The following is a 25,524-nucleotide window of genomic DNA, read 5'->3' as shown; positions in this document are numbered from 1 at the left end:
TGCTGGTTTGAGTTGAAGCGGGGCGGCTCTTTTGGAGCCGCTTTTTTTTTTCGCAACGGATTCAATCGAGCCCCACCCAAGCCCCATCCCTCCCACTACTCCTCAACACCGCCTCCACGAACCTCAACCCCGCGACGCCATCGTCGACCGTGGTCAACCAGTCATCCCCCTGCGTCGTCCCGCTAGCGATACACGCCGCCGCATCCGTATAAAGCTGCGCGAACGCCTCTAGATACCCTTCCGGATGCCCCGCCGGAACCCGCGTCGCGTGCAGCGCCTCGGCGCTTTGCACGCGTCCGCGCGTGATTCGCTGCGACGCGCCGCCCACCGGCGTGAACCACAATTCGTTCGGCTCCTGCTGATCGAACATCAAACCGGCCTTCGTGCCATAAACGCGCAGGCGCAACGCGTTCTCTTCGCCCGCCGCGACCTGGCTCGCCCACAATATGCCGCGCGCGCCGTTCGCGTAGCGCAGCATCGCTTGCACGTGATCGTCGATACGCCGCCCCGCCACGAACGTCGTCACTTCCGCCGCCAACTCCGACGGCCGCATCCCCGTCACGTAGTCGGCAAGCTGATACGCGTGCGTGCCGATATCGCCGAGGCATCCCGCCGGCCCCGCGAGCGCGGGATCGGTGCGCCACACGGCCTGACGGTTCGCCTGCGTTTCCACCGGCAACGAAAGCCAGTCCTGCGCATATTCGACCTGCACCACGCGGATATCGCCGAGCAATCCCTGCCGCACCATGCCGCGCGCATGCCGCACGAGCGGATAGCCCGTGTACGTGTATGTCACCGCGAACACCAGCCCCTTGTCGCGCGCGAGCTTTTGCAGCGCCTCGCCTTCGGCCAGCGATACCGCGAGCGGCTTGTCGCAGATCACGTGGATGCCGGCTTCGAGAAACGCCGTGGCAATGGGCGCATGCAGATGATTCGGCGTGACGATAGCCACCGCTTCCACGCCGTCCGAACGCCCCGCCTCGACTCGCGCCATTTCGCGATAATCGCCATAGCTGCGCGGCAAACCGATTGCCGATGCGCTCGCCGCCGCGCGCTGCGGGTCCGATGACAACGCGCCCGCCACCAACTCATAACGGTCGTCGAGCCGCGCCGCGATCCGGTGCACCGCGCCGATGAACGCGCCCTCGCCGCCGCCTACCATGCCCAGCCGCACGCGCTTCATCGCGTTTCTCCCATGCCGAGCACGCCGCGCAACTGCTCGCGATTCGCGCCGCTGCCCGCGAAGTCGTCGAAGGCGCGTTCGGCCACGCGGATGATGTGATCGCGGATAAACACCGCGCCTTCGCGCGCGCCGTCTTCCGGATGCTTCAACGCGCATTCCCATTCAAGCACGGCCCAGCCTGGGAAATCGTATTGCGCCATCTTCGAGAAGATCGCCTTGAAGTCGATCTGCCCGTCGCCTAACGAGCGAAAGCGCCCGGCGCGCTCGACCCATCCCGAATATCCGCCGTACACGCCTTGGCGGCCATTCGGCCGGAACTCCGCGTCCTTCACATGAAACGCCTTGATGCGCGCGTGATAGATGTCGATGAACGCCAGATAATCGAGTTGCTGCAAAACGAAGTGACTCGGATCGAACAGGATATTCGCGCGCGGATGGTCATCCACCGCCGCGAGAAAGCGCTCGAAGGTCACGCCATCGTGCAGGTCTTCGCCGGGGTGCAGTTCGTAACACACGTCGACGCCCGCGTGCTCGAACTCATCGAGGATCGGTCGCCAGCGCGCGGCAAGTTCCTCGAATGCGGCTTCGACGAGACCCGCCGGACGCTGCGGCCACGGATAGAAATACGGCCACGCGAGCGCGCCCGAAAAGGTCACATGCGCAGCGAGCCCGAGCCGTTTCGATGCCGCCGCCGCGTACTTCAATTGCCCGATCGCCCATTCGGTGCGCGCGGCCGGATCGCCTCGCACATGGGGCGCGGCGAAGCCATCGAACAAGGTGTCGTAGGCCGGATGCACCGCGACCAGTTGCCCTTGCAGATGCGTAGACAATTCGGTGATCGCGACGCCCGCATCCTCGACGGTGCGGCGAATGTCGTCGCAATAGGCATCGCTGGATGCGGCCTTCTCCAGATCGATCAGACGCGGATCCGCCGGCACCTGAATGCCCGCGTAGCCGAGTCCTTTCGCCCACGACGCGAGATGCGCGAGCGAGTCGAACGGCACGTCGTCGCCCATGAATTGCGCGAGAAAGATCGCGGGGCCCTTGATGGTCTTCATCTTTCGCCTCGATATTTGAACAACGCGAAGGGCCGGTCGAAACCGGCCCGCCACTCAGAACGGCGAGTTCGGGTAATAGAACTGCTTGGCGTTCTCCTTCGTGATGAGCACCGAGGGAATGATCGTGGTCGGCGGCAGCTTGTCGCCCTTCAAGCGCGCTTCGGCGGTGAGCTTGATCGCGTCGTAGATGAACTTCGGCGAGTACGAGACGTCGGCCTTTACGAGCTTGTCGCCATCCATGATGCGCTTGACCGCTTCCTTCGATCCCGCGCCGCCGAACACTTCCTTGATATCGGTGCGCTTTGCCTGCTCGATCGCCTTCAGTACGCCGATCATCATGTCGTCGTCGGCGGCCCACACGGCGTCGATGTGCTTGAAGCGCGTGAGATAGTCCTGCATGGTCTTGAAGGCGTCGTCGCGATTCCAATTGGCGTATTTCGCATCGAGAATCTTCATGTCCGGATGCTGCTTGATCACGCCTTCGAACGCGGCCCAGCGTTCATTGTCGAGGGTCGTCGGAATGCCGCGCAACGCGACGATATCGCCCTTGTTGTCCAGCGTCTTCGCGAGATATTCGGCGGGCAGCTTGCCGAACGCAGTGTTGTCGCCGGCGACGTACGCGTCCTGCGCGCTGGTGTCGGTCAAGCCGCGATCCACGACCGTCACGTACACGCCTTTCTTCTTCACCTGCGCGACTGGCTGCGTGAGCGACGCCGATTCGAACGGGAAAATCACGAGCGCATTGATCTTGTTGACCGTCACGAGATCCTGCAACTGGTTGGCCTGTTCGGGCGCGCCGGCCGCCGTCTTCACGATCACTTTGAGGTCGGGATGCGCCTTCTCCAGTTCCTTCTTCGCTTCGTTGGCCCACCAGACGATACCGCCCGTGAAGCCGTGCGTCGCGGTCGGAATGGCGACGCCGAGCACGACTTTATCGGCGGCGGATACGGACGTGGAAACGGCGAACGCGCTCGCCGTCAAGGTAAGCGCGGCGAGCGCGCGAAGCACGAGTTTCATGACGATGTCTCCTGTGTTTTAGATACTTCTATCGACGTCCACGCTGCAGGAAGGCCACGAAAATGATCACGGCGCCCTGCACCGCCGCATTCAGATACACGCTGATGATGCTCGTCAGGTTCAAGATGTTGTTGATGACCGAAAGCAGAATCGCGCCGATGACCGTGCCGATCACGCGCCCTTCGCCGCCTCTGAGCGCGGTGCCGCCCACCACCACGGCCGCGATGGCTTCGAGCTCCCACAAGAGGCCGGTGGTCGGCGTGGCCGAACCGAGCCGCGGCACGTAGAGCACGGTCGCGACCGCGACGCACAGTCCAAGCAGCACGTAGGTCGCGATCTTCACCTGATCCACGCGAATGGCCGCATAACGCGCAACCTGTTCGTTCGAACCGATAGCCTGCACGTGACGCCCGAACACCGTGCGATTGAGCACGATAGCGCCGCCCGCCGCGACGATCAGGAACACCCAGATCGGCACGGGCACGCCGAAGAGACTCGCGTAATAGACCGGGCCGTAGAGATCGACGAGCGAATTGTCGAGCGTGAGCGCGCCGCCATCCGCGAGCCATGTCAGAAGCGCGCGAAACACGCCGAGCGTTCCCAGCGTGACGATGAACGGCTCGATGCGCCCCTTGGTCACGAGCAAGCCATGCGCGAGCCCGAACAACGCACCGAGCACGAGCGCCAGCACGATGCCGAGCGCGAGAATCGCGAGCGGCGGCACGGCATGTCCGCGCACGCCCTGCAGCAGCCCGTTCATCATGTAGATCATGCTGCCCGCGATGAGCGCGGCCATTGACCCGACCGACAGGTCGATCCCGCCCGAGATGATGACGAAGGTCATCCCCACCGCGATGATGCCGATGAACGATGTGCGCGTGAGCACGTTCATGGCGTTGTCGAAAGTGGCGAAGTCGCCGTTGAGCATGGTTCCGCCGACGCAAAGCGCGATCAGCCCGATCAGCGGCCCGACGCCGAACAGTATGCGTGAGTAGGCGGCGAGGCGGCTTTCCTGCGCGGTGTCTTCAGTGTGTGCCGGTCGCATGCGCGATCAACCTCTCTTCGGTCAGGAGTTCCATGCCGAGCGTCGCGACGAGCTCGCCCGCGCGCATCACCGCGACGCGATGACAAAGCCCGATGAGTTCGATCAGCTCGGAAGAGATCACGATCACCGCGCGGCCTTCGGCGGCCAGGCGATGGATCAGGAAATAGATGTCGCGTTTGGCGCCGACATCGACGCCGCGCGTCGGTTCGTCGAGCACGATCACGCGCGGATCGGGATGCAGGAACTTGGCGAGCGCGAGCTTCTGCTGATTGCCGCCCGAGAGCATGCGCGCGCGGCTCTTCGCATTGCCCGTGCGTATGCCGAAGTCCTTCACGGCGACATCGAGCGCCACGCGTTCCGCGTGCATGTCGACGAGGGGATGCGCGTAGCGTTCCAGCGTCATCATCGTGAGATTGTCTTTCAACGCCATGTCGACATGCAGGCCGCGTCCCTTGCGGTCTTCGCTCAAGTAAGTGATGCCGTGACGCATGGCGTCGCGCGGGCTTTTGAGCTTCACGGTGCCATTTTCAATCGCGATGGTTCCCGCGCTCAGCGGCCGCAAACCCACGAGCGCTTCGAAGAGTTCCGTGCGTCCCGCGCCGACGAGACCCGCGAAGCCGAACACTTCGCCCGCGCGCACCGAGAAGCTCACGCCTTCCGCCCAGCCCGGCACCGACGCTTGATCGACCTTGAAGGCGACGGGCGCATCGGCGGCGAGCGGCGGCTTGTCCGGGAACATGTCAGAGACTTCGCGGCCGACCATCAGGTTCGCCATCTGATGACGCGTGATTTCATCGGTCGGCGAGCGCGCGACGAAGCGGCCATCGCGCATGACGATCACTTCGTCGGTCACGCGCTCCACTTCGTCGAGCTTGTGCGAGATATAGACGATGGTCACGCCCGCTTCCTTCAGCCGTGCCATCAGCGCAAAAAGACGCTGCGTTTCCGAAGGCGTGAGCGTCGCGGTGGGCTCGTCCATGATGAGCAGGCGCGCATTGCGCAGCATCGCCTTGGCAATCTCGACCAACTGCTTTTCCGCGACGATCAAGTCGCGCACGCGCGTGTCCGGGTTCTTGTGCAGGCCGACTTCGGTGAGCGCGTCGCGGGCGGCATCGCGCATGGCCGGTTCATCGAGAAAGAAGCCGCGCCGCAACTCGTGCCCGAGAAACATGTTCTGCGTGATGCTGAGATGATCCGCGAGGTTCAGTTCCTGGTGGATCAGCACGATGCCGGCATGTTCCGCTTCACGCGAACTTCTGAAGTCGGCTCGTCTTCCGTCGATCGCCATCTCGCCTGCGTTGGCGCGCTCGAAGCCAGCGAGGATTTTCATGAGCGTGGACTTGCCCGCGCCGTTTTCGCCAAGCAAGCCGTGGATGCGTCCCGGCTTCAGATCGAAGCTCACGCCGTGCAGCACGCGCACCGGCCCGAACTGCTTTTCGATTCCCTCGAAGCGCACGGCAAGGCTCATTTTCACGCGCTCCTTCGTTGAATGAGTCGATGCGGCAGCAGCACGCCCGGCACGTCCGCGCGTGGATCGCGCAGGCGCTTGAGCAGCAGTTCCGCCGCCGTTTCACCGAGCGCCTGCATAGGCTGCGAGACAGTGGTAAGCGGCGGATAGACATGTGCGGCCACCGCGATATCGTCGAAGCCCACTACCGCGACATCTTCCGGTACGCGCAAGCCGACGCCGCGCAAGCCGTTCATCACGCCGATGGCGAGCGTGTCAGAAACGGCGAAGATCGCAGTCGGTCTTGTGCGCTCGCCAAGTGAGGCAAGCCGCGTGGCCGCGCGTTCGCCGGCGTCGTAATCGAGGCTTTCGAGTTCGACCTGCCACGCCGGATTGGCTTCGATACCCGCGTCCCGAAGCGCATCGCGATAACCGGCCAGCCGCTGGCGTCCGTACAGATAGCCGTGTCCCGAGTTGATGAGCGCGATGCGTTCGTGTCCCTTGCCAAGCAGATACCGCACGACATCGCCCGCTGCAAGATGATTGTCGATGCCCACGTAAGGCACGCCCGCGCCCGGATCGAATTCGCAGCACGCAACCCACGGCAAGGTCGAGGCCTCTTCGGCAAGCGCCTTTTGCACGGCGGCGGGGTCGAGACAAATTGCGCCATCCGCGCGGCGTCCGCGTAACAGGTCGAAGTAACTGCGCTCGCGCAAGGGGTCGGCGCCGGTATCGCACATCAGCATGAAATAGCCGTTTTGTCGCGCCACGCTGTCGATGCCACGTACGATAGCCGCATAAAACGGATTGCCGAAGTCCGGCACCATGGTGAGCAGCAGACGGCTTTCCGCCGTGCGGAGATTGCGCGCAAGTTCGTTGATGCGGTAACCGCTCGCAGCGACCGCCACGCGCACTTTTTCGCGCGTCGTATCGCGCACGTTCGCATGGCCATTGAGCACGCGCGATACCGTCGCCACGGACACGCCCGCGCGCTCGGCGACATCCGCTATCGATACTTCCTCGCGTGTACGAACCGTATCCGACATGCTGCGCGCCACCGCGGCGAACGAGATGTAATGGATTACATTATTCGGCGCGAGACGCGCTTAAAGCAACCGGAATCGGCTAGGGATAAACGCTTAAGGCGCGCGTCTGTCGATTTGCTTGCGGCTGGCTCGTCGTATGGTGTGAGCGGGGAAATGCCACGCTTGCAACTTATCGAGGAGCATTCCATGCGTTTCATGATGCTGATGATCCCGCGCGGCTACGAAAGCGCGCAACCGGGCACGCTGCCCTCCGCCGAAGCCGTCGCCTCAATGATGAAGTACAACGAAGAACTGCAGAAGGCAGGCGTGTTGCTCGCGCTCGACGGACTGCATCCCCCTTCGATGGGCGCGCGCGTTTCGTTCGAAGGCGGCAAGCCGCGCGTCGTCGACGGCCCTTTCGCCGAAGCCAAGGAAGTGCTAGGCGGTTACTGGATGCTGCAGGTCAAATCGCGCGAAGAGGCCATCGAATGGGCGAAGCGTTGTCCCGCTTCGGACAACGAGGTGATCGAAGTGCGGCAAGTCATGGAGTTCGGCGACTTTCCGCCCGACGTGCAGGAAGCGGCGGCGGGCTTCGATGAAGCGCACAACAAGCCGCGCTCTTGAGCCAGACGCGGAGCATTCGTGCTTTCGCCTCAAGCCGACGCGGTCAGTTCGAATAGCGATTGACGCAAGGCCTTCGCGCGCTTCTCTCCGAACTTCGCTTCGAACTCGGCCTGCGCGATGCGCCATTGCTCGACCGCTTTCTTGAGCGTCTCCTTGCCTTGCGACGTCAGCCGCAGCCCGACTGCACGCGAACTCGCCGCCTGCTGCTCCGCTTCGACGATGCCATCGCGTTGCAAAGGCTTGAGCGCGCGAACGAGCGTGGTGCGGTCCATGACCATGGCGTCGGCGAGATCCGCCATCGACACATCGGGCCGGCGCGCGATAGCCACCATGAGCGTGTATTGCGCGGCCGTGATGCCGGCCACGTTCAGATGCCGCTCGTACAACTGCGAGACATAGCGCGCGGCCTGGCGGATTGCAAAGCAGTTGCAATCGAAGAGAGAAGAGTTCGAATTCGTAGCCATGCCGTTTAGCATATTTGTGCATATGCACTCTGTCAAGGGCCGCGTTTTGATCGACGCGACAGGAGGCTCTCGGAACGCGGCGCGAATCGTCGTGGCGGGACTTGCTTCAAATCCCGCAGTGCCGCATCCCGCTTGGGTATTCGGTCCGCCGACGCTATGCCGAAATCCGCATCCGTCACGCGACTTAACAACAAGACGCGGCGAATTTGGCTCCCTAAATTGCGCATGTCCCGCCTCGTTCACCGTGCGCCGGATGCGCGCGAGGGGAAAGCCCTTCTTGCCGGCGCACTTGTGGCGATGTCCCATTCGATAGTCGAAACAGTCAGTCAGACCAACAAGGAGAGGAAACCATGCGTATCCACACGAGCCTCAAGCTAGTCTGCGCCGCCGTCGCGCTTGCCGCGCTGCCGTTCGCCGCGGCCGCCGAGGACATGACGGTGAAAGTCGGCTTTGCCGCGCCGCTCACCGGCGCAAACGCGGGCTACGGCAAAGATCTCCAGAACGGCGTGCAACTCGCGCTCGATGAAGCGAACGCCAAAAAGATCAGCATCGGCGGCAAGACGGCGAAGTTCGAAATCGCGGCGGAAGACGATCAGGCCGACCCGCGCATCGGCGTGCAGGCCGCGCAAAAGCTCGTGGATGACGGCGTGGCCGTGGTCGTCGGACACTTCAACTCGGGCACGACGCTGCCTGCATCGCCGATCTACAACACCGCCGGCATTCCGCTGATCGATCCCGCGGCGACTAACCCGACCATTACCACGCGTGGCCTGGAAAACGTCTTCACGGTCATTTCGAGCGATGCGCAGAACGCGGGCAACGCCGGCGCCTACGCAGTGACAACGACGAAGGCGAAGAAGATCGGCATCATCGACGACCGCACGGCCTTCGGTCAGGGCGAAGCCGACGAGTTCGAGAAAGCGGTGAAAGCGAAAGGCGGCACGATCGTCGCGCGCGAATTCAGCGACAACCAGACGGTCGACTTCAGCGCGCAGCTCACGCGTCTGAAGGCGGCCAACGCCGATCTGATTTTCTTCGGCGGACTGGATCGGCAAGCGGCAGCCGTGGTCAAGCGCATGAAGCAGCTCGGCATGACCGCGCAGTTCGTGGGCGGCGGCGGCGTGATGGATGCCGACTTCCTCAAGCTCGCCGGCGACGCGGCCGAAGGCGCGCAGGCGTGGGAATATGGCAGCCCGCTCGACAAGCTGCCGCAAGGCAAGGCGTTCAGCGACAAGTTCCAAAAACGCTTCGGGGTGGCGATTCTCTCGTATGCGCCGTTCGGCTACGACGCCGCGTGGGCCGCGATCAACGCAATGGAGAAGGCCGGTTCCGCCGATCCCAAGGTGTATCGGCCGGCGTTGAAGAAGATTTCCTTCGATGGCATCACCGGCCCGATCGCATTCGATGATAACGGCGCCTTGAAGAACGCGTCATCGACGCTCTATCAGGTGAAGAACGGCCAGTGGGACACCGTGGTGACGAAGCACGGCATGTAAGCGTTGCACGTGCTCAGGCTTGCACGGCGTTCGTGTAAGCCTGGAGCGTCTCACGCGTCTGTGCCGCTTCCCCTTCCAGCCATGTCGCGAACTGCTGCAAGGTCGGCGACGGCGCGGGCCGCTCGGGGTAGACGAGGTAGTACGCCGCGCCGCTCGGCACACACAGCGAAAACGGCGCGATCACCCGTTTCGCGCGCAAGTCGTCCTCGATCAGCGACAAGTCGCCGATGGTTACGCCGAGACCCTGCATCGCCGATGTGATGGCGAGATCGAGCGTGTCGAAATGCTGCGCCTTCATCGAAGGAAGGCCGGCGTAACCATAAGCGCCGAGCCACAAGAGCCAGTCGCGCCGGTCGCGTGTGGGATGCAAAAGCGTCTTGCCGGCCAGATCGTCGGGCGTCGGTGCGCGGTCCCGCCGAACCTTGAACTGCTCGGGCGCACAGACGGGCGTCAACACTTCATCGAACAGATGGTGCGAGCTGACACCCTTCTGCGCTGGCGCCGGCGCGCCGAACACGATGGCTGCATCGAACTGTTCGGCGTTGAACTCGACACTGTGCGACACGGCTGCGGTCACTTCGATCACCAGTTCCGGACGCTCGTTCTGCAGACGAATGACACGCGGCAAGACCCAGCGCATGGCGCAGGTCGGACACTTCAGACGCAGTGTTCCGGACTGTGCGCCACCTTTCGCGAGCGCATCGGCGATCTGTTCGAAAGCCTGCTGCAACGGCGCAATGAGCAACGCGCCATGATGCGTGAGCGCAAGGCCGCGCGCCTGCCGCACGAAGAGCGCATAGCCGAGATGCGCCTCCAGTCCGGCAATCTGGCGGCTCACCGCGCCTTGCGTCACGTTCAACACATCGGCGGCGCGCGTGAAATTGAGCTTGCGCGCGACCACGAGGAAGGTTTTCAGCACGTCCAGGGATGGCAAGGGTTTCATGTGGTCGTTCGCGGGTTTATCTACGTAGCCATGAATTCGAAGCATGGCTAGTATGACAAAGTTTCGATTGTTCCGGCTTTATTGCCGCGGTTCAATCGACGAACTGCAATACCGGAGACATTTGCCGTGCAAAGCGCCTGCATCCCCGAGTCGAAGCTGCCGAGCGTCGGCACGACTATTTTCACCGTGATCGGCCAGCTTGCCGACGAACATCACGCGCTCAATCTTTCTCAAGGCGCGCCGAACTTCGCATGCGATCCGCGCCTGATCGAAGGCGTCGAGCGAGCCATGCGAGCAGGACATAACCAATATTCGCCGATGTCGGGCGTGCTGGCGCTGCGTGAAGCCATCGCCGACAAGACGCACAAGCTGTATGGCGCGCAGTACGATCCGGGCACGGAAGTGACGGTCGTGGCGAGCGCGAGCGAGGGGCTTTACGCGACCATCAGCGCGCTCGTGCATCCCGGCGACGAGGTAATTTACTTCGAGCCGTCGTTCGACAGTTACGCGCCGATCGTGCAGCTTCAGGGTGCGACGCCTATCGCCATCCAGCTATCGGCGGAGAATTTTCAGATCGACTGGGACGAAGTCGCGGCGGCCATCACGCCGAAAACGCGCATGATCCTCGTCAACACGCCGCACAATCCGACCGGCAGCGCCTTCGCCGATGAAGACATCGCGCGTCTCACGGCGCTCACGCGCGACACGAAGATCATCGTGTTGTCGGACGAAGTCTACGAGCACGTGGTATTCGACGGCGCGCCGCATCACGGCATGGCGCGCTACCCGGAACTGGCCGAGCGCAGCGTGATCGTGTCGTCGTTCGGCAAGTCGTATCACGTGACGGGCTGGCGCGTCGGCTACTGTCTCGCGCCCGCCGCGTTGACTGCCGAGATCCGCAAGATTCACCAGTTCATGACGTTTTCCGCCGATACGCCGATGCAAATGGCTTTCGCCGAAGCGCTCGCCGACGAATCGAGCTATCTCAACCTCGGACCGTTCTATCAGCACAAGCGCGATTTGCTGGCGACATCGCTCGCGGGATCGCGCTTCGAGTTGCTGCCGAGCGCGGGCAGTTTCTTCATGCTCGCACGCTACGGCGCGATTTCGGGTGAAAGCGACAGCGACTTCGTGCTGCGCCTCATTCGCGAGGCGCGCGTGGCGACCATTCCGTTGTCCGCGTTTTATACCGACGGCACCGACAACCGCGTGATCCGGCTTTCGTTCGCGAAGGACGACGACACGCTGATCGAAGGCGCGCGCCGCCTTTGCTCCATCTAAAAACATTCGAGACACGACACGATGAAGATCAAATACGCCGCCACCGCCCTATTCCTTGCCTGCTCGTTCGCGAGCGGCGCGGCGTTCGCCGCCGATACCTTGCGTTTCGGACTCGAAGCGCAGTATCCGCCGTTCGAGTCGAAGGCGTCGACGGGCGAACTGCAAGGACTCGATATCGATGTCGGCAACGCCGTGTGCGTGGCGGCGCAGATGAGCTGCAAGTGGGTCGAGACCTCTTTCGACGGGTTGATTCCCGCGCTGCAGGGCCGCAAGTTCGACGCCATCAATTCGGCGATGAACGCGACCGACCAGCGCCGTCAGGCCATCGACTTCACGACGGTGGTGTATCGCGTGCCGACGCAACTCATCGCGAAAACGGGCAGTGGACTCGAACCGACGCCCGCGTCGCTAAAGGGCAAGAGCGTGGGCGTGTTGCAGGGTTCGATCCAGGAGACCTTTGCCAAGGCGCATTGGGAAAACGAAGGCGTGAAGGTCGTGCCGTATCAGGATCAGAACCAGGTCTACACGGACCTCAAGTCCGGCCGCCTCGATGCCACGCTGGTGCTCGCGCCTGCGGGACAAACCGGCTTTCTGTCGAAGCCCGACGGCAACGGCTTCGCGTTCGTCGGCGCGCCGGTGCGGGACGACAAGATTCTCGGCAGCGGCATTGCGTACGGCGTGCGCAAGGGCGACGATGCGCTGAAGAGCAAACTCAACGCGGCCATCGCGAAGGTGAAGGCCGACGGCACGATCGACAAGTTCGCGAAGAAGTATTTGGGGGAAATCGATATTTCGGCGAAGTGAGGGATGAGCGGGCGTTCAGCAACTTTCCCACGGCACAGGCACACTGGCGGCTTGATTCACCACCCGCGGCGCGTCGAAGCGCCGCGGCGCCCTCACAGGAAAAGCATTGAGCACGCCGCCTCGAACGAACCCCGCCGCCCCTGGACAACCGGCCGCGCCCGCACCACTGCAAGGCGGGCAACTGGTGCTCGCCACTTTCGCGGTGGCGCTCGCTACGTTCATGAACGTGTTGGATTCGTCGATCGCCAACGTCGCGATTCCAACCATCTCCGGCAATCTCGGCGTCTCGGTCAACGAAGGCACCTGGGTCATCACGGTGTTCGCCGCGTCGAACGCGGTTTCCATTCCGCTGACCGGCTGGCTCACGCAGCGACTCGGACAAATTCATCTGTTCGTCGGCGCGATCCTCATGTTCGTGCTCTCCTCGTGGTTGTGCGGTCTTGCGCCCAATTTGCCCGTGCTGCTTTTCGCGCGCGTCTTGCAAGGCGCGGTGGCCGGGCCGCTGATTCCGCTCTCGCAAGCCATTCTGCTCGGCTCGTATCCGAAAGAGAAATCGTCGATGGCGCTCTCGCTCTGGGCGATGACCGCGACCGTCGGCCCGATCGCCGGTCCCGCGCTCGGCGGCTGGATCACGGATAGTTATTCTTGGTCGTGGATCTTCTATATCAACATCCCGGTCGGCATTTTCGCGGCGGGCGTGACGTGGATCATCTACCGCAACCGCGAGTCGCCGAGCCGCAAGGCGCCTATCGATATCGTCGGGCTCGGGCTGCTGATCGCGTGGGTCGCGTCCTTGCAGATCATGCTCGACAAGGGACGCGATCTCGACTGGTTCCAGTCGCCGGTCATCGTCATTCTCGCGATAACGGCAGCCATTTCATTCGCGTTTTTCGTCGTGTGGGAGCTGACCGCGGAGAATCCGGTCGTCGATTTGCGGCTCTTCGCGGGACGCAATTTTTTCGGCGGCACGGTGGCCATTTCGGTCGCTTATGGCGTGTTTTTCGGCAATCTCGTGTTGTTGCCGCAATGGATGCAGCAGTATTTGAACTACCGTTCCGTCGACGCGGGTCTCGTCACCGCGCCGCTCGGCATCTTCGCCGTGATTCTCGCGCCGGTAATGGGCAAGGTGCTGCCGCGCAGCGACGCACGCGTGATCGCGACCATGGCGTTCGTCGGCTTCGCGTTCGTATTCTGGCTGCGCTCGAAGTATGTGATCGAAATCGATACCTGGCATCTCGTGCTGCCGACGCTCCTGCAAGGCATTCCGATGGCGATGTTTTTCGTGCCGCTCACGGCCATCGTGCTGTCGGGCTTGCCGCCATCGAAAATACCGGCGGCGGCAGGCTTGTCGAATTTCGCGCGGGTGTTTTGCGGCGCGGTGGGGACATCGCTTGCGGGCAACGAATGGGATCATCGGATCGCGCTGCATCACGAGCGGCTGACGGAGCAGGCGAATATTTATAACCCGGCGTTCTTGCAGTCGCTCGGCATGTCGCAATCGACGCTGAATATCGGTGAAGCCCAGGCGCGTGGGATGTTCAACTTCACCGTCAACACTCAAGCCGCGATGATGGGGCTCGACGATATCTTCCTCATTTCAGCGGTCATCTTCATTCTGATCATTCCGCTGATCTGGATTACGAAGGTGGCGAAGGGCGGCGGCGGTGGGGCGGCGGCGGGGGCGCATTAGGCGGTGGCTCGCGGGCTGAGAAAGCCCGCGCATCGGAAAGTCAGCCGGGGTAGAACTCTGGTTCGAGTGCCTGGATCATCGGCCAAGCACACAATTCCGGAAATACGTCGATATCGATTCCCGTCTCCGCCTGCGCCAGATTTTTAGCCTTGGACCAAATAAGGTCGATCCAATCCGCGTCATCGAACTTACCTTCAAGGCTCGGTGCTTCTCGCAAAACATACATTACGTCCTTGCGCTGCGTGCGGATCGTAAATCGCGAGCTTGTGCTACGCCTCTCCGGCTGAAACCGCCACTTCAACAAATGCGCTAGCAGCACCGACATGCGGCTTGCCAGTTCTCGTTGCTCGCACTTGCCCACGTCTTCGATTTCCTCTGCGATATGCTCGATATCGATGGCCGAGAGCTTTCCTTCACGCAGCAGCGCGGCCTGTTCCTCGGCCCATGCCACCACGTCTTGCTCGTAACTCGTTCCCATCGGCTGACTCCCGTTCTTCAGCGGTTATCCGGTTCGAACCGGACATTGAAATAATAAACAATACTTGCAGCAGGCAAAGGTCGTCCATACAGCCAACGGCTCACTTCAACCCTTCAACCCCAACTCCACCCGCTCCCCCGCGCCCTTATCCTTGATCCCGTCCGCGTTCAGCTTGGGCGCGACGACAAAAATCCGGCTGCTGTCGATCTTTCCGTCGAAGTACTCCTTCACCGCCTGCGCGCGGCGCTGCGCCAGATCGCGCAACGCGCCTTCATCGACCGGTGCGTTTTCAGTCAGCGCGCTCTTCATGTCCGCGTCCGGCACCGACTTCGTCAAGCCGATGAAGTTCTTCGGCTTCTTGAAATCCGCCGACTTATAAACCTTCGTCAGATACTTGTCGTAATCCGCATCCGATACCTTCACCGACTGCCAGTCCACATTCTCGCCGCCATCCGACATGTCGCGGACCTTCGCGCGTTTGATCTGACCATCCAGCCAAGCGCTGCGTAACCCGGGTTCATCGACTTTCGGATCGACGCGCCCCGTCACATCCAGCCTGATCGACGTTTTGTCCGCGAGCGCCTTCGAAATCGTCTCCAGCTTCTTCTGCGCGGCATCGTTGAGCGTTGCCGAGCCTGCGTCGAATTCGACGTAATTCAGCTCCTCGCCACTGCCGCCGAACGCATGCGCGAGCAGCGAGAACGGCGCGGTCACCGCCTTTTGCACCAGATTCAATATGGCTTGCCAGACGAGCCCGCCAATAGAAAACTCCGGATTCGAAAGCGATCCCGAAATGGGAATGTTCACGTCGATCTCGCCGCGCGAATTCTTCAGCAACGACACGGCGAGCCGCACCGGCAGCTTCGTCGCCGTCGAGTTGTCGACGTGATCGCCGAACGTCAACTGGTCGATGAACAGGTGATTGTTCGCCGTGAGCTTGTCGTCGCCGAGCATGTAATGCAGATCGACGTTGAGCTTGCCCTTCGTGATCGGATAGCCCGCATACTTCGACGAATACGGCGTGAGGTTGGTGAGCTCTACGTCGTGCGCGCTCGCGGTCAAGTCGAGGGCGGGCTTTTCGATGAGCGGATTCACCTGTCCCTTGATCGAAACCGGTCCGTTCGCGGCGAGCTTGGCGGCGACATCGACGGGCGCGGGCGTCGTCGAATGCGTGCCGAATGCGCCGATGGTCCCGTTGATCGACACGAGATTCGCCGTGAAGTTGGGCTTGATGAAGTTGTCGGTGTAGGTGACACGGCCGTTCTGCAATACGAGCTGGCCGAAGCGCATGTTCACCGGAGGACCGGAGGCCGCCGCCGTCTTGACCGGCGCACTCGCCGCGACCGCCGCGGATGCCGCCGCCGATGCCTCGGGCTTCGACTGATCGCGCGTCACCGATTGCCGCGGGCCGTTGTCGCTTGCCACGACGCTCTTCAGGTTCAGCTTGCCTTGCGCGTCGAGCAACACGCGGCCGTAGAAGTTCGCGAAGGTCACGCGCGCCGCGTCAACGTCCGTGCCGCGCTCGCCATAATTCACCTTTACGTTGGTGAGGCCGAGCAGTTTCCAGCCGGCGAAACGGTCGGACGTCGCTTTGTCCTGCATGCGCACGTCTGTCAGCGAAACATCGCCCTTGTAGGAAGCCGCGAGCGTCTTGCCACTGCCCGACAAGCTGACATCGCCATTGGCGTTGAGGAACGCGCTTGCGATATCGACGTTGAGCTTGTCGCCGAAATACGGTTCGAAGGCGGCGGCATCGACCTGATCGCCCTTCACATGCAGCGCGAGCTTGAGCGGTGTGACCGTGACCGCGCCATTTATATCGAGCGCGCCACGCCCGTTGAGCGTGAGCTTGCCGGTAACATCGAGCGGTTTCGAGAGATCGTCGCCGAACTGCTTCACGGCTACCGACATCGGCGCAATGCGCAGCTTCACGGGCGTCGTGGGCGTCAAGTCGGTGACATTAGCCGAGGCGTTATCGAGCGCGATCTGGCCAATTTGATAGCGCCACGCCGGTCCCGCTTCCTGCGCCTTCTGAATCTTGCGCGTGGCGCTCGGCTCCGGCGCAACCTCATGCGCTCCAGCGAGCGCGGCCAGGTCGATACTGCCGTCCTTGCGGCGCGTGGCATCGAGCGAAAGTCCCTTCAACTGCACGCTGTCGAGCGCGACCTGACGCGCGGGCACATCCACCTTGACGATCTTCGCGAGCGCGGCATCGAGCTTGATGGGCGCGGCGGCATCCGCGCCATTCGATGCATTCGGCACGAGCGTGAGCGCGTCGAGTTTCACATCGCCCGCGCCGACCTGCACGTTTGCTTCCGGCTTCGACCAATCGACCGACACCGGCAGATTCGCGCCGAGCGTGCCGCTCGTCACGCGCGCCGCCAGCGAATTCGCGATATAAGGCTGCAACGGCGGCAGCGCCAATGCTTCGAGCGCCAACTTGACGTCGGCGGTCTTGGCGGCCAGCGCGACGTTGCCGGACGCACCGAGCGAACCGCCGTGACCGAACGCCGTCTTGAGCGTGTAGCGCGCGGGCGTCTTGTCGAGCGTCGAAAAACCATCGAGCGTGACGGCAAGACCTGTCAGCGTTTCCTGCACGCGCTGCTTCATCAACTGGTCATCGAACGCGATCTTGCCGTCGTCGATGGCAACGTGCTTGATAGCCAGATCGAGCGGCGGCGTGTCCTTCGCTTCGGGCTTCTTCACCTCGGCCTTCGCGGGCGGCGGCGCGAGTTTCTGCACGTTGAGCGTGCCGGACGGATCGCGCGCGAGCCGTACATCCGGGCCCGCAAGCGTCACTTCGTCGAGATGATAGATATCGCGCAACGGCTCGGCGTTGGCAATCTTCACATGCAACGCGCGCGCGGCGACGAGCGGTGCGTTCGCTTTATCGGTGACGGCGAGATCGGCCAGATCCGCAGTGCCGTCGATACGAATGGTCGGTGCATCGCCGGCAATGGCAAAGCGCACGTTGAGGTCGGTCGTGAGCTTGCCGCTCTTCACCGCGACGGGCACGGAAGCCGGGGCGTAAGACGCCATCTGCGGCACGTCGAGCCCGTCGAGCGTGAGCGCGATCTCCGACTCGCGCGACTCCGAAAACGGCTTCGTGCGGCCCTTCACGACGAGCGGCGAGCCGTCGATGTGCGCCTGTAATAACGGCGTCACGAAAATATCGGTGGCCGAGGGCAGCGTCGCGATGAAAGGGATACCGAGCGCAAACTGGTCGATGGTGTGCTTCGCCTTCAGGAGCCGGTCGTCGAACACGATCCGGCCGTTCTCCACGCGAATGTTCGACACGGAGAAGCGCGCCGGCTTGTCCGATGGCGGCGACGAAGGCTTCGAGAATTTCTCGATCAGATCGGAGACATTGAAATGCTCGCCGTCGAAACGCACGATGCTGATGCGCGGCGAATCGATCTTCAGTTCATTGACGACGGGCGCGAGCCGGAAGATGGACGACCACGACGTGCGCACGACGAGCCGCGACACATCGACGAAACCGGCCGCCGCGCCGGGCGCTTTCGCGAGATTCGCGGGCGCTTCGCCGATATGCACGTCATCGGCTTCGAAATCGAGCGAATAGGGATTGAGCCAAATGCGCCGGATGGTGACCGGCCGGTCGAGTTGCTTGCCAAGCTGTTGCTCGGCGATATGACGAATGACCGGCGGCGCGACGAAGAAGCCGAGAAGGCCAATGACCACCACGAAGACGATCAGGCCAATCGCGATTCGCCGCGTACGCCGTGCATGCACGACGCCGCGCAGGGTTTGCCCGGCCGAGGCCAGTGAAGACTTGGTGACGCTTGCCATTCGATGCGCGCTGCGACGCGCGGCGGCGCATCGCCCTGTCAGGTAGAGAATGCTTCGAGTATACGACGAGGCATCGCGCAAACGTTCATCAAATGCTTCACTGCCGTTCGACGGCCGGCGGCGTCCACGTGCCGTCGCTTGCCTGCGGTTTGGGCGCGTAGAGGCGCATCGTCAGCTGAAAGTCGCCGTCGGGCGCGGGCAGCCAGTTCGATGCGCGCGCACGCGGCGGTGCTTCGGCCGATACGGTGACATCGACCGAACCGTCGCGGTTTTTCTTGAGGCGGTCGCGGTCGCTTAGCGACAGACGCGGCAGCTTGCCGTTGGCGAACGCGCCATCTTTCGTGTAGGCCGCGAGCGTCCAGAAACCGCGCACCGGCGGCAACTGGTTCGGCGCGAAGTGCAGCACGTAGGTGTTCGCGCCGTTGAGCGGATGGCCGTCGCTGTCCACGCGCGCAACCGGCTTCGCTTCGCCCGCCTTCGTCCCCGAAAACGGCTGATGGCGCGCGAGATAAGCCCGCAGAATGTAATCCGTGCCGTAGTTGCCGACGTCGTCGCCGAACCACGTCCAGCCGTTCTTCGTGATCGCGTTCGATGGCGCCGTCGCGAGATGCGCGCGGCCATCCGCGACACCGGACGCCAGAAGCGGCGCGTCGGCCTTCTTGAACTGCACCGGTTCGCCCGGCTTCACGCCGAGATCGGCGAGGCGGGACATCGCGGGCGCATCGTCGGCGGCGGGCGGATTGTCGTCGAGCGAGCGGGCAAGGCGCGCGAAAAACGCGTTGGCGTCGAGCGCTTCGGCCTGCGCGCCGGGCGATGCCGTCGGCGCCGCGCTCGGCAAAGGCGGCACGCTAGGCGTCTGGCCCGTGGCATTGCCCGGCCACGCGCCCGTCACGGTCGAAGTAGGATCGGCGAGCGAGCCCTTGGTGGGCGTAAGCGTATCGATGCGCATCGACGTCTGCAGCTTTCTGACTTCGCGCACGTCGCGCGTGCCGTTCACCCGCACGCGCACCGAAAGCCAGACGTAGCGCGTGCGCGTTTCGACGCGCGTCGCACCGGCGGGCAGCGTGCCCGTAAAGCCGGCGGGCACGAAGGCGATGAGCTGCGCCTTCGGAAACGGCGTCGTGTCGGCGCTCGAATACAGCGCGTTGCTCCATGCATCGAACGCGCGGGTATCGAGATAGCGTGCGCGCGGCGCGGCGGGCACGGTCACGATCACGGGATCGGCGGAGACATCGAGCCATGCGGAGGAATCGAGCGTATCGACGCTCGGCCAGCCGGTCGCGCCCGCGGGCGGCAACGCGATGGCGTGGCGGAACGTGTTGAGCGGCGCCTGACCCGGCCGCGCCGCCCCGCTTGCACGTTCCCGCGCGATGTCCGACGCGACGAGCGGAAAGCCGAACGTGTAGGCATCGACGACCTGGTTTTTTACCCAGCCGCCCGTATTTGCCGCCTCGGGCGTCGCGGTTCCCGCGCAGCCGGCGAGCAAGGCCGCGGCAGAAAGGCTCGTGCTGACCCATAAAGCGGCGTTGAGCGGAAGCGTCCAGCGTCGGTGCTTATTCATTCGAATGGAAATCCGGTTTTATTTCGATGGGTTCGCAGACGAGCAGCCCGCCGCCGTCCTGATCCCCGAGGTAGCGCGCCGAAAATTCGATCTCGAAATTGGGGTTTTAACGTATCCGCTGATGATAGGCAAGACAACACGCATAAAAGGCGCTACTCGTCGCGCAAATACGTCTGACCACTCGTCGAGACTCGCTTCACGGCATCGCGTAACATGAATGTTTTAGAACCTTTCGAACGAGTCCGACGCATGTATATTCCCGCCCATTTCGAGGAAAACCGCCCGGAAGCCCTGCGCGCGCTGATTGCCGCGCATCCTTTTGGCGCATTGGTCACGCATGGCCCGAATGGGCTTGACGCCAATCACATTCCTTTCGAACTCGATCCCGCCATCGGCGAACACGGCACCTTGCGCGCGCACGTGGCACGTGCAAATCCCGTGTGGCGCGAAGTCGGGGCGCGCGAGGACGTGCTGGTGATCTTTCAGGGCGCGGAAGGTTATATCTCGCCGACTTTCTATCCGAGCAAGCAGGAAACCCACCGTCAAGTGCCGACGTGGAATTACCTCGTCGTGCATGCGCATGGCCGAATCACCGTGCGTGACGACGAAGCCTACGTGCGCGGCGTCGTTGCGAAACTCACGCGCAAGATGGAAGCGGGCGAAGCAATGCCGTGGAAAATGGGCGACGCGCCGCGCGATTTCATCGATCAATTGCTGGGCGCGATCGTCGGCATCGAAATCGAGGTGACGCGGCTGGTCGGCAAGGCAAAGCTTTCGCAGAACAAGGCTGAAGCAGACCGCATCGGCGCGGTCGAGGGCTTGCGTCAGCGCGGCGGCGAGGAAGCCGGCGCGCTCGCCGACGCCATGTTCGGCTCGATCGAACCGCCTCGCGACTGAAATGCGCTCTTGACCTTCCAATCGTTGGAAGGTCGATACTGGCTTCATGCGTGGCCAGAAGGAGCGTTTCATCATGTCATCGGCACCAGTCAATCAAACCAGAACCGCGGTATTCGCCGTGAGCGGCATGACGTGCGCGTCGTGCGTCGTGCGCGTCGAGAAAATGCTCGGACGCGTGCCGGGCGTGGAATCGGTCGCCGTGAATCTCGCGACCGAAAAAGCCACCGTCCATACGAACGATGCCGTCACCGACCAACAACTGGTCGCGGCCATTACGAAAGCCGGTTATGAAGCGGCGAAGGTCGAGCCAGACGCGCCGACTGTCGATGCGAAAACGCCGCAAGCGCTCGATGCCGAACTCGTCGCGGTGGTCGCGAGCGCGCTCGTCACGCTGCCCTTGCTTGCGCCGATGTTCGGCGCAGCGCTCTCGCCGTGGCTGCAACTGGCGCTCGCGAGCATCGTCCAGTTTGGCTTCGGCGCGCGTTTCTACGTCGGCGGTTATCGCGCGCTGCGGGCGTTCGCGGGCAACATGGATTTGCTCGTGGCGCTGGGGACATCGGCGGCGTGGGCGCTGAGTGTCTATCAGATGTTCGCGCACGGCGGCATGCCGATGCATCTGTTCTTCGAGGCATCGGCGGTCGTCATCACGCTGGTGCGCTTTGGCAAATGGCTGGAGACGCGCGCCAAACGCCAGACCACCGACGCCATCCGCGCCCTGAACGCGCTGCGTCCGACCACGGCGCGCGTGCGCGATCGCGCCAATCCTTCGCATGAAAGCGAGATTGCGCTCGCCGATGTGCGCGTGGGCGACATCGCCATCGTGCGGCCGGGCGAGCGCGTGCCGGTGGATGGCATCGTGCGCGAGGGACGCACGCATGTCGACGAATCGCTGATCACGGGCGAGAGTCTGCCGGTTGCGAAAGAGCCGGGCGCGCGCGCGACGGGCGGATCGATCAACGGCGAAGGCGTGATCGCGATCGAAACGACGGCCATCGGCGCGGAAACGACGCTCGCGCGGATCATCCGGCTGGTCGAATCGGCGCAAGCGGAAAAAGCGCCGATCCAGCGCCTGGTCGATCGCGTGTCCGCCGTTTTCGTGCCGGCAATTTTGGTAATTGCGCTCATCACGCTGGCGGGCTGGCTTCTGCATGGCGCGGATGCCGAGACCGCCTGGCTCAACGCCGTCGCCGTGCTCGTGATCGCCTGCCCGTGCGCGCTCGGCCTCGCCACGCCGACCGCCATCATGGCCGGCACGGGCGTCGCGGCGCGTCACGGCATCCTGATCAAGGACGCGGAGGCGTTGGAACAGGCGCATGCCATTAGCGTCGTTGCATTCGATAAGACCGGCACGCTGACGGCCGGCCAACCGAGTCTCGTCGCGTTCGAAGCCGCGCCGGGATTCGAGCGCGCGGAAGCACTCGCGCTGGCGGCGGCGGTGCAAAGAATGAGCGAGCATCCATTGGCGAAAGCGGTAGTCGGTTTCGCCGATAGCACGCCGGACATTGCGCGATACGAGGCGACGTCGGCGAAAGCAATTGCCGGACGCGGCGCGGAGGCTTTCATCGGCGCGCGCAACGTGGCGATAGGCAGTGCGCGCTGGGTCGAGGAATTGCATGCGGCCTTGCCCGAAGCGCTTGCCGTCGAGGCGCGCAATCTCGAAGCGCAGGGCAACACGGTGTCATGGCTGCTGGACCGCGCTGACGGCAAGGCGACCGTCCTCGCCCTGCTCGCGTTCGGCGACACGATCAAGCCGACGGCGCGCGCCGCCATCGAAAGACTCGCGCAACTGGGCGTGAAGGCCGCGCTCGTTACGGGCGATAACGCGGGTAGCGCGCAGGCGGTTGCGCGCGCGCTGGGCATTCCGTCGGCGCTGGTTTTCTCGCAGACCTTGCCCGCGGACAAGGCGCGCGTGATCGCGGAATTGAAGGCATCGAACCACGGCATCGTGGCGATGGCGGGCGACGGCATCAACGACGCGCCCGCGCTCGTCGCCGCCGACGTCGGCATCGCGATGGGCAGCGGCACGGACGTGGCGATCGAAGCGGCGGGCATCACGCTCATGCGTGGCGACCCGGCGCTCGTGGCGGATGCCATCGACATTTCGCGCCGGACGTATCGCAAGATTCAGCAGAATCTTTTCTGGGCGTTTGTGTACAACCTGATCGGCATTCCGCTTGCCGCATTCGGCATGCTCGACCCGATGTTCGCCGGCGCGGCGATGGCGTTTTCGAGCGTGAGCGTGGTGGCGAACGCGTTGTTGTTGCGGCGCTGGCGTGCTCAGGCGGGAACCGAGGTGCCAGCGGAACGCGCGGGCAAACCAATCACCCGCCCCGCATAACGCGCATCGCACGGGGCAATCACCGCGTGCATATCGATACTTCGCGCCACGTCTTCATCGAACGAAGCCGACTTCGGCGCGCCGCTCGAATCGATGTGCATCATCATCTGCTCGCACGCCGATACCGGCTCCGCCTCGTCCGCTTCGAACATCTCCAGATAAAGATGCACGCGCTTCTTGTCGCGCGCGACAACCCACGCGTCCACTCGCACCGCCGCGCCTTCCTTGATCTCGCGCAGATAGCTCACATGGGCTTCGAGCGTGTAGAGCGTGCGCTGCCGCGCGCGTCTGCCCGCGTCGTCCAGACCGATGCCGTCCATGAACGCATCGGTCGCGAGGCTATAGATCAGCATGTAGTACGCGTCACGCAGATGGCCGTTGTAATCGACCCATTCGGCCTTCACGGTGTCGCGATAAATCGTGCTCATGAATCTCGCCCCGTTAGTCTTCGATACCGTGCCGTGCCTTCGCCTGCGCAATCGCCTCGATCACGCTCGTGATGCAGTCGTCGCGATACCGCTCCAGTTCCTTGATGCCGCGTCCGTTCGTCTGCCGCGACGTGCCGTCCACCACGCGGTCGATGAGTTCATCGGTGAGCGTCGGCGCGACGAGCTTCGTCCACGGCAATTCGAGCGCGGGGCCGAATTGCTGCATGAAGTGTCGCATGCCCGCCTCGCCGCCCGCCAACGTATAGGTCAGGAACGTGCCCATGAACGACCAGCGAATGCCCGCGCCGTACCGAATTGCATCGTCGATCTCGCCGGTCGTCGCCACGCCTTCGTTCACCAAATGCAACGCCTCGCGCCACAACGCTTCGAGCAATCTGTCCGCGATAAAGCCCGGCACTTCCTTCTTTACGCGAAGCGGCCTCATGCCGATGGATGCGTAGAAGCTCATCGCGGTATCGATCGCGTCGCCGGAAGTCAACTCGCCGCCAAGCACTTCGACGAGCGGCAGAAGATAAACCGGATTGAACGGATGCCCGACCACGCAGCGCTCGGGATGCACGGCGCGTGTGTAAAAATCGCTGGGCAGAAGGCCCGAAGTGGATGACGCGATAATCGCATCGGCCTTCGCCGCGCGGCTCACGCGTTCGTGCAGCGCGAGCTTCAGTTCCTCGCGTTCGGGCGCGCTCTCCTGAATGAAATCCGCATCGGCGACGCACTCCTCGACAGTTTCCACCACGCGCAGGCGATCCTGCGACGCGCCTTTCGCCAGTCCCACGCGTTCCAGCGCCGGCCACGCATTGGCGACGTTCGCGCGTAACTGCGCTTGAGCGCCAGGCGCCGGGTCCCACGCGGTGACATCTAGCCCATGCGCAAGCGCGCGCGCCACCCAGCCGCTGCCGATCACACCCGCGCCGAGCGCGGCGAATTGCCTGACTTGCATATCGTCCATCCGAATGTAGTGATCCTGAACCTATGCCAACTGCCCGAGCGCGCGACGCTCCAGCAAGCGTTCGCCGCGCGCCGGCAAACCGAGCTTGCGACGCCCTTCCGCCGGCGTGAGCGCGCGTCCGCCAAGACGTTCGATGATCTCCACCGCGCGCTGCACGAGCGAACCGTTGCTCGCATGCACGCCGCGATCGAGCCACAGATTGTCTTCGAGACCCACGCGCACATGACCGCCGAGTAGCATGGCTTGCGCGACCATCGGCATCTGCATGCGGCCGATACCGAAGCCCGCCCAATGCGCGCCAGGCGGCAGGTTATCGACCATGGCCTTCATGGTGCCCGTGTCGGGCGGCGCGCCCCAAGGAATGCCCATGCAAAGCTGAAAAAGCGGCGGCGCATCGAGCAGGCCTTCCTTCAGCAACTGATTCGCGAACCAGAGATGACCGGTATCGAAAATCTCGAGTTCCGGCTTCACGCCAAGCTGCTGGATTCGCTTTGCCCCGGCTCGGAGTTGCGCGGGCGTCGAGACGTAGATGTAGTCGCCATCGCCGAAATTGAGGGTGCCGCAATCGAGCGTGCAGATTTCCGGCAGCAGTTCCTCGACATGCGCAAGACGCGTGAGACCGCCGACGAGATCGGTGCCCTTGCCGAAGCGCATCGGCTCTTCGCCCGCGCCGATTTCCAGATCGCCGCCCATGCCCGCCGTCAAGTTGATGATGACATCGACATCCGATGAACGAATGCGATCCACCACTTCGCGATACAGCGCCGGGTCGCGGCTGCCGCGCCCGGTTTGCGGATCGCGCACATGGCAATGCGCCACGGTCGCGCCCGCACGCGCGGCCTCGATAGCCGCTTCGGCAATCTGCCTGGGCGTGACGGGTATTGCCGGATGTCTGGCCGTTGTGTCGCCTGCTCCCGTTACCGCGCAGGTCACGATCACGTCATGGTTCATGGTGGCGCTTGTCC

General features: G+C 63.3%; 21 protein-coding genes. 7 read left to right on the top strand and 14 right to left on the bottom strand.

What is annotated here, in order from left to right; all coding sequences use genetic code 11:
* Positions 1-61: 61 nt before the first annotated feature.
* The 6 genes from NCT04_RS15695 to NCT04_RS15670 are packed head-to-tail and all read right to left on the bottom strand — an operon-like array spanning position 62 to position 6,796.
* Positions 62-1,183 (bottom strand): Gfo/Idh/MocA family protein, encoded by a 1,122-nt coding sequence (locus tag NCT04_RS15695; RefSeq protein ID WP_250466454.1) that lies wholly within the window; start codon positions 1,181-1,183, stop codon positions 62-64.
* Positions 1,180-2,241, bottom strand: a complete 1,062-nt coding sequence (locus tag NCT04_RS15690; protein WP_250466453.1) for a sugar phosphate isomerase/epimerase family protein — start codon at positions 2,239-2,241, stop codon at positions 1,180-1,182. Before NCT04_RS15690 ends, NCT04_RS15695 begins: the two co-directional genes overlap by 4 nt.
* 54 nt (positions 2,242-2,295) lie before the next feature.
* Complete coding sequence (locus tag NCT04_RS15685; protein WP_244829073.1) at positions 2,296-3,258, bottom strand: substrate-binding domain-containing protein; 963 nt, start codon at positions 3,256-3,258, stop codon at positions 2,296-2,298.
* Positions 3,259-3,286: 28 nt separating this feature from the next.
* Entirely contained in the window at positions 3,287-4,303 is a 1,017-nt protein-coding gene (locus NCT04_RS15680) for an ABC transporter permease (RefSeq protein WP_244829072.1), read from the bottom strand.
* Entirely contained in the window at positions 4,284-5,771 is a 1,488-nt protein-coding gene (locus NCT04_RS15675; RefSeq protein WP_250466452.1) for a sugar ABC transporter ATP-binding protein, read from the bottom strand. Before NCT04_RS15675 ends, NCT04_RS15680 begins: the two co-directional genes overlap by 20 nt.
* A gap of 2 nt (positions 5,772-5,773) precedes the next feature.
* Positions 5,774-6,796 (bottom strand): LacI family DNA-binding transcriptional regulator, encoded by a 1,023-nt coding sequence (locus NCT04_RS15670; protein WP_250466451.1) that lies wholly within the window; start codon positions 6,794-6,796, stop codon positions 5,774-5,776.
* 186 nt (positions 6,797-6,982) lie between these two features.
* Between NCT04_RS15670 and NCT04_RS15665 the strand changes: the two genes are divergently transcribed.
* On the top strand, positions 6,983-7,399 hold the full coding sequence (locus NCT04_RS15665) for a YciI family protein (protein WP_244829069.1): 417 nt from the start codon (positions 6,983-6,985) through the stop codon (positions 7,397-7,399).
* A gap of 29 nt (positions 7,400-7,428) precedes the next feature.
* Here NCT04_RS15665 and NCT04_RS15660 read toward each other — a convergent pair whose 3' ends face one another.
* Complete coding sequence (locus NCT04_RS15660) at positions 7,429-7,863, bottom strand: MarR family winged helix-turn-helix transcriptional regulator (protein ID WP_250466450.1); 435 nt, start codon at positions 7,861-7,863, stop codon at positions 7,429-7,431.
* Between the two features lie 350 nt (positions 7,864-8,213).
* Here NCT04_RS15660 and NCT04_RS15655 point away from each other — a divergent pair, with 350 nt between their 5' ends.
* Positions 8,214-9,359, top strand: a complete 1,146-nt coding sequence (locus NCT04_RS15655) for a branched-chain amino acid ABC transporter substrate-binding protein (protein ID WP_244829067.1) — start codon at positions 8,214-8,216, stop codon at positions 9,357-9,359.
* A gap of 13 nt (positions 9,360-9,372) precedes the next feature.
* Here the strand turns inward: NCT04_RS15655 and NCT04_RS15650 are convergent, their stop codons facing one another.
* Entirely contained in the window at positions 9,373-10,302 is a 930-nt protein-coding gene (locus tag NCT04_RS15650; RefSeq protein WP_244829066.1) for a LysR substrate-binding domain-containing protein, read from the bottom strand.
* Positions 10,303-10,428: 126 nt separating this feature from the next.
* Between NCT04_RS15650 and NCT04_RS15645 the strand changes: the two genes are divergently transcribed.
* From NCT04_RS15645 to NCT04_RS15635, 3 genes are all read left to right on the top strand, one after another.
* The gene (locus tag NCT04_RS15645) at positions 10,429-11,583 is read left to right on the top strand and encodes a methionine aminotransferase (RefSeq protein ID WP_250466449.1); all 1,155 of its coding nucleotides are present in this window, start codon (positions 10,429-10,431) and stop codon (positions 11,581-11,583) included.
* A gap of 21 nt (positions 11,584-11,604) precedes the next feature.
* Positions 11,605-12,387 carry an ABC transporter substrate-binding protein gene (locus NCT04_RS15640; RefSeq protein ID WP_244829064.1) on the top strand — a complete coding sequence of 261 codons (783 nt, stop codon included), beginning with the start codon at positions 11,605-11,607 and terminating at the stop codon, positions 12,385-12,387.
* Positions 12,388-12,493: 106 nt separating this feature from the next.
* The gene (locus NCT04_RS15635) at positions 12,494-14,077 is read left to right on the top strand and encodes a DHA2 family efflux MFS transporter permease subunit (protein ID WP_250466448.1); all 1,584 of its coding nucleotides are present in this window, start codon (positions 12,494-12,496) and stop codon (positions 14,075-14,077) included.
* Positions 14,078-14,117: 40 nt separating this feature from the next.
* Here NCT04_RS15635 and NCT04_RS15630 read toward each other — a convergent pair whose 3' ends face one another.
* From NCT04_RS15630 to NCT04_RS15620, 3 genes are all read right to left on the bottom strand, one after another.
* Positions 14,118-14,555 carry a DUF29 domain-containing protein gene (locus NCT04_RS15630; protein ID WP_250466447.1) on the bottom strand — a complete coding sequence of 146 codons (438 nt, stop codon included), beginning with the start codon at positions 14,553-14,555 and terminating at the stop codon, positions 14,118-14,120.
* Between the two features lie 105 nt (positions 14,556-14,660).
* Positions 14,661-18,365 carry a DUF748 domain-containing protein gene (locus tag NCT04_RS15625; protein WP_250466446.1) on the bottom strand — a complete coding sequence of 1,235 codons (3,705 nt, stop codon included), beginning with the start codon at positions 18,363-18,365 and terminating at the stop codon, positions 14,661-14,663.
* Between the two features lie 97 nt (positions 18,366-18,462).
* Positions 18,463-19,926: a DUF1254 domain-containing protein gene (locus tag NCT04_RS15620; protein ID WP_250466445.1), complete on the bottom strand. Its 1,464-nt coding sequence runs from the start codon at positions 19,924-19,926 to the stop codon at positions 18,463-18,465.
* Positions 19,927-20,175: 249 nt separating this feature from the next.
* Between NCT04_RS15620 and NCT04_RS15615 the strand changes: the two genes are divergently transcribed.
* Both NCT04_RS15615 and NCT04_RS15610 read left to right on the top strand, forming a co-directional pair.
* Entirely contained in the window at positions 20,176-20,823 is a 648-nt protein-coding gene (locus tag NCT04_RS15615) for an FMN-binding negative transcriptional regulator (RefSeq protein WP_250466444.1), read from the top strand.
* 73 nt (positions 20,824-20,896) lie between these two features.
* The gene (locus NCT04_RS15610) at positions 20,897-23,161 is read left to right on the top strand and encodes a heavy metal translocating P-type ATPase (RefSeq protein ID WP_250466443.1); all 2,265 of its coding nucleotides are present in this window, start codon (positions 20,897-20,899) and stop codon (positions 23,159-23,161) included.
* On the opposite strand, the gene NCT04_RS15605 is transcribed toward NCT04_RS15610, so the two are convergent.
* From NCT04_RS15605 to cdhC, 3 genes are read right to left on the bottom strand one after another with little or no spacing between them, the layout of a single operon-like run.
* Positions 23,101-23,589 (bottom strand): thioesterase family protein, encoded by a 489-nt coding sequence (locus NCT04_RS15605; protein ID WP_250466442.1) that lies wholly within the window; start codon positions 23,587-23,589, stop codon positions 23,101-23,103. The two genes, NCT04_RS15610 and NCT04_RS15605, sit on opposite strands and share 61 nt — an antisense overlap.
* 13 nt (positions 23,590-23,602) lie before the next feature.
* Positions 23,603-24,550 (bottom strand): L-carnitine dehydrogenase, encoded by a 948-nt coding sequence (locus tag NCT04_RS15600; protein WP_250466441.1) that lies wholly within the window; start codon positions 24,548-24,550, stop codon positions 23,603-23,605.
* A gap of 30 nt (positions 24,551-24,580) precedes the next feature.
* A complete protein-coding gene (gene cdhC, locus NCT04_RS15595) occupies positions 24,581-25,510 on the bottom strand; it encodes a 3-dehydrocarnitine:acetyl-CoA trimethylamine transferase CdhC (protein WP_244829055.1) in 930 nt (309 codons plus the stop codon).
* Between the last annotated feature and the right edge of the window lie 14 nt (positions 25,511-25,524).

The organism is Caballeronia sp. GAFFF2 (assembly GCF_023631485.1).
Lineage (GTDB): Bacteria > Pseudomonadota > Gammaproteobacteria > Burkholderiales > Burkholderiaceae > Caballeronia.
The sequence above is the reverse complement of the archived record's forward strand: the minus strand, read 5'-3'. Positions and strand labels throughout refer to the sequence as shown.

Excerpts from the sequence above, each read along its gene's own strand:
- NCT04_RS15695 (WP_250466454.1), bottom strand. The coding sequence starts at position 1,183 with ATGAAGCGCGTGCGGCTGGGCATGGTAGGCGGCGGCGAGGGCGCGTTC.
- NCT04_RS15690 (WP_250466453.1), bottom strand. The coding sequence starts at position 2,241 with ATGAAGACCATCAAGGGCCCCGCGATCTTTCTCGCGCAATTCATGGGC.
- NCT04_RS15685 (WP_244829073.1), bottom strand. The coding sequence starts at position 3,258 with ATGAAACTCGTGCTTCGCGCGCTCGCCGCGCTTACCTTGACGGCGAGC.
- NCT04_RS15680 (WP_244829072.1), bottom strand. The coding sequence starts at position 4,303 with ATGCGACCGGCACACACTGAAGACACCGCGCAGGAAAGCCGCCTCGCC.
- NCT04_RS15675 (WP_250466452.1), bottom strand. The coding sequence starts at position 5,771 with ATGAGCCTTGCCGTGCGCTTCGAGGGAATCGAAAAGCAGTTCGGGCCG.
- NCT04_RS15670 (WP_250466451.1), bottom strand. The coding sequence starts at position 6,796 with ATGTCGGATACGGTTCGTACACGCGAGGAAGTATCGATAGCGGATGTC.
- NCT04_RS15665 (WP_244829069.1), top strand. The coding sequence starts at position 6,983 with ATGCGTTTCATGATGCTGATGATCCCGCGCGGCTACGAAAGCGCGCAA.
- NCT04_RS15660 (WP_250466450.1), bottom strand. The coding sequence starts at position 7,863 with ATGGCTACGAATTCGAACTCTTCTCTCTTCGATTGCAACTGCTTTGCA.
- NCT04_RS15655 (WP_244829067.1), top strand. The coding sequence starts at position 8,214 with ATGCGTATCCACACGAGCCTCAAGCTAGTCTGCGCCGCCGTCGCGCTT.
- NCT04_RS15650 (WP_244829066.1), bottom strand. The coding sequence starts at position 10,302 with ATGAAACCCTTGCCATCCCTGGACGTGCTGAAAACCTTCCTCGTGGTC.
- NCT04_RS15640 (WP_244829064.1), top strand. The coding sequence starts at position 11,605 with ATGAAGATCAAATACGCCGCCACCGCCCTATTCCTTGCCTGCTCGTTC.
- NCT04_RS15630 (WP_250466447.1), bottom strand. The coding sequence starts at position 14,555 with ATGGGAACGAGTTACGAGCAAGACGTGGTGGCATGGGCCGAGGAACAG.
- NCT04_RS15625 (WP_250466446.1), bottom strand. The coding sequence starts at position 18,365 with ATGGCAAGCGTCACCAAGTCTTCACTGGCCTCGGCCGGGCAAACCCTG.
- NCT04_RS15620 (WP_250466445.1), bottom strand. The coding sequence starts at position 19,926 with ATGAATAAGCACCGACGCTGGACGCTTCCGCTCAACGCCGCTTTATGG.
- NCT04_RS15615 (WP_250466444.1), top strand. The coding sequence starts at position 20,176 with ATGTATATTCCCGCCCATTTCGAGGAAAACCGCCCGGAAGCCCTGCGC.
- NCT04_RS15610 (WP_250466443.1), top strand. The coding sequence starts at position 20,897 with ATGTCATCGGCACCAGTCAATCAAACCAGAACCGCGGTATTCGCCGTG.
- NCT04_RS15605 (WP_250466442.1), bottom strand. The coding sequence starts at position 23,589 with ATGAGCACGATTTATCGCGACACCGTGAAGGCCGAATGGGTCGATTAC.
- NCT04_RS15600 (WP_250466441.1), bottom strand. The coding sequence starts at position 24,550 with ATGCAAGTCAGGCAATTCGCCGCGCTCGGCGCGGGTGTGATCGGCAGC.
- cdhC (WP_244829055.1), bottom strand. The coding sequence starts at position 25,510 with ATGAACCATGACGTGATCGTGACCTGCGCGGTAACGGGAGCAGGCGAC.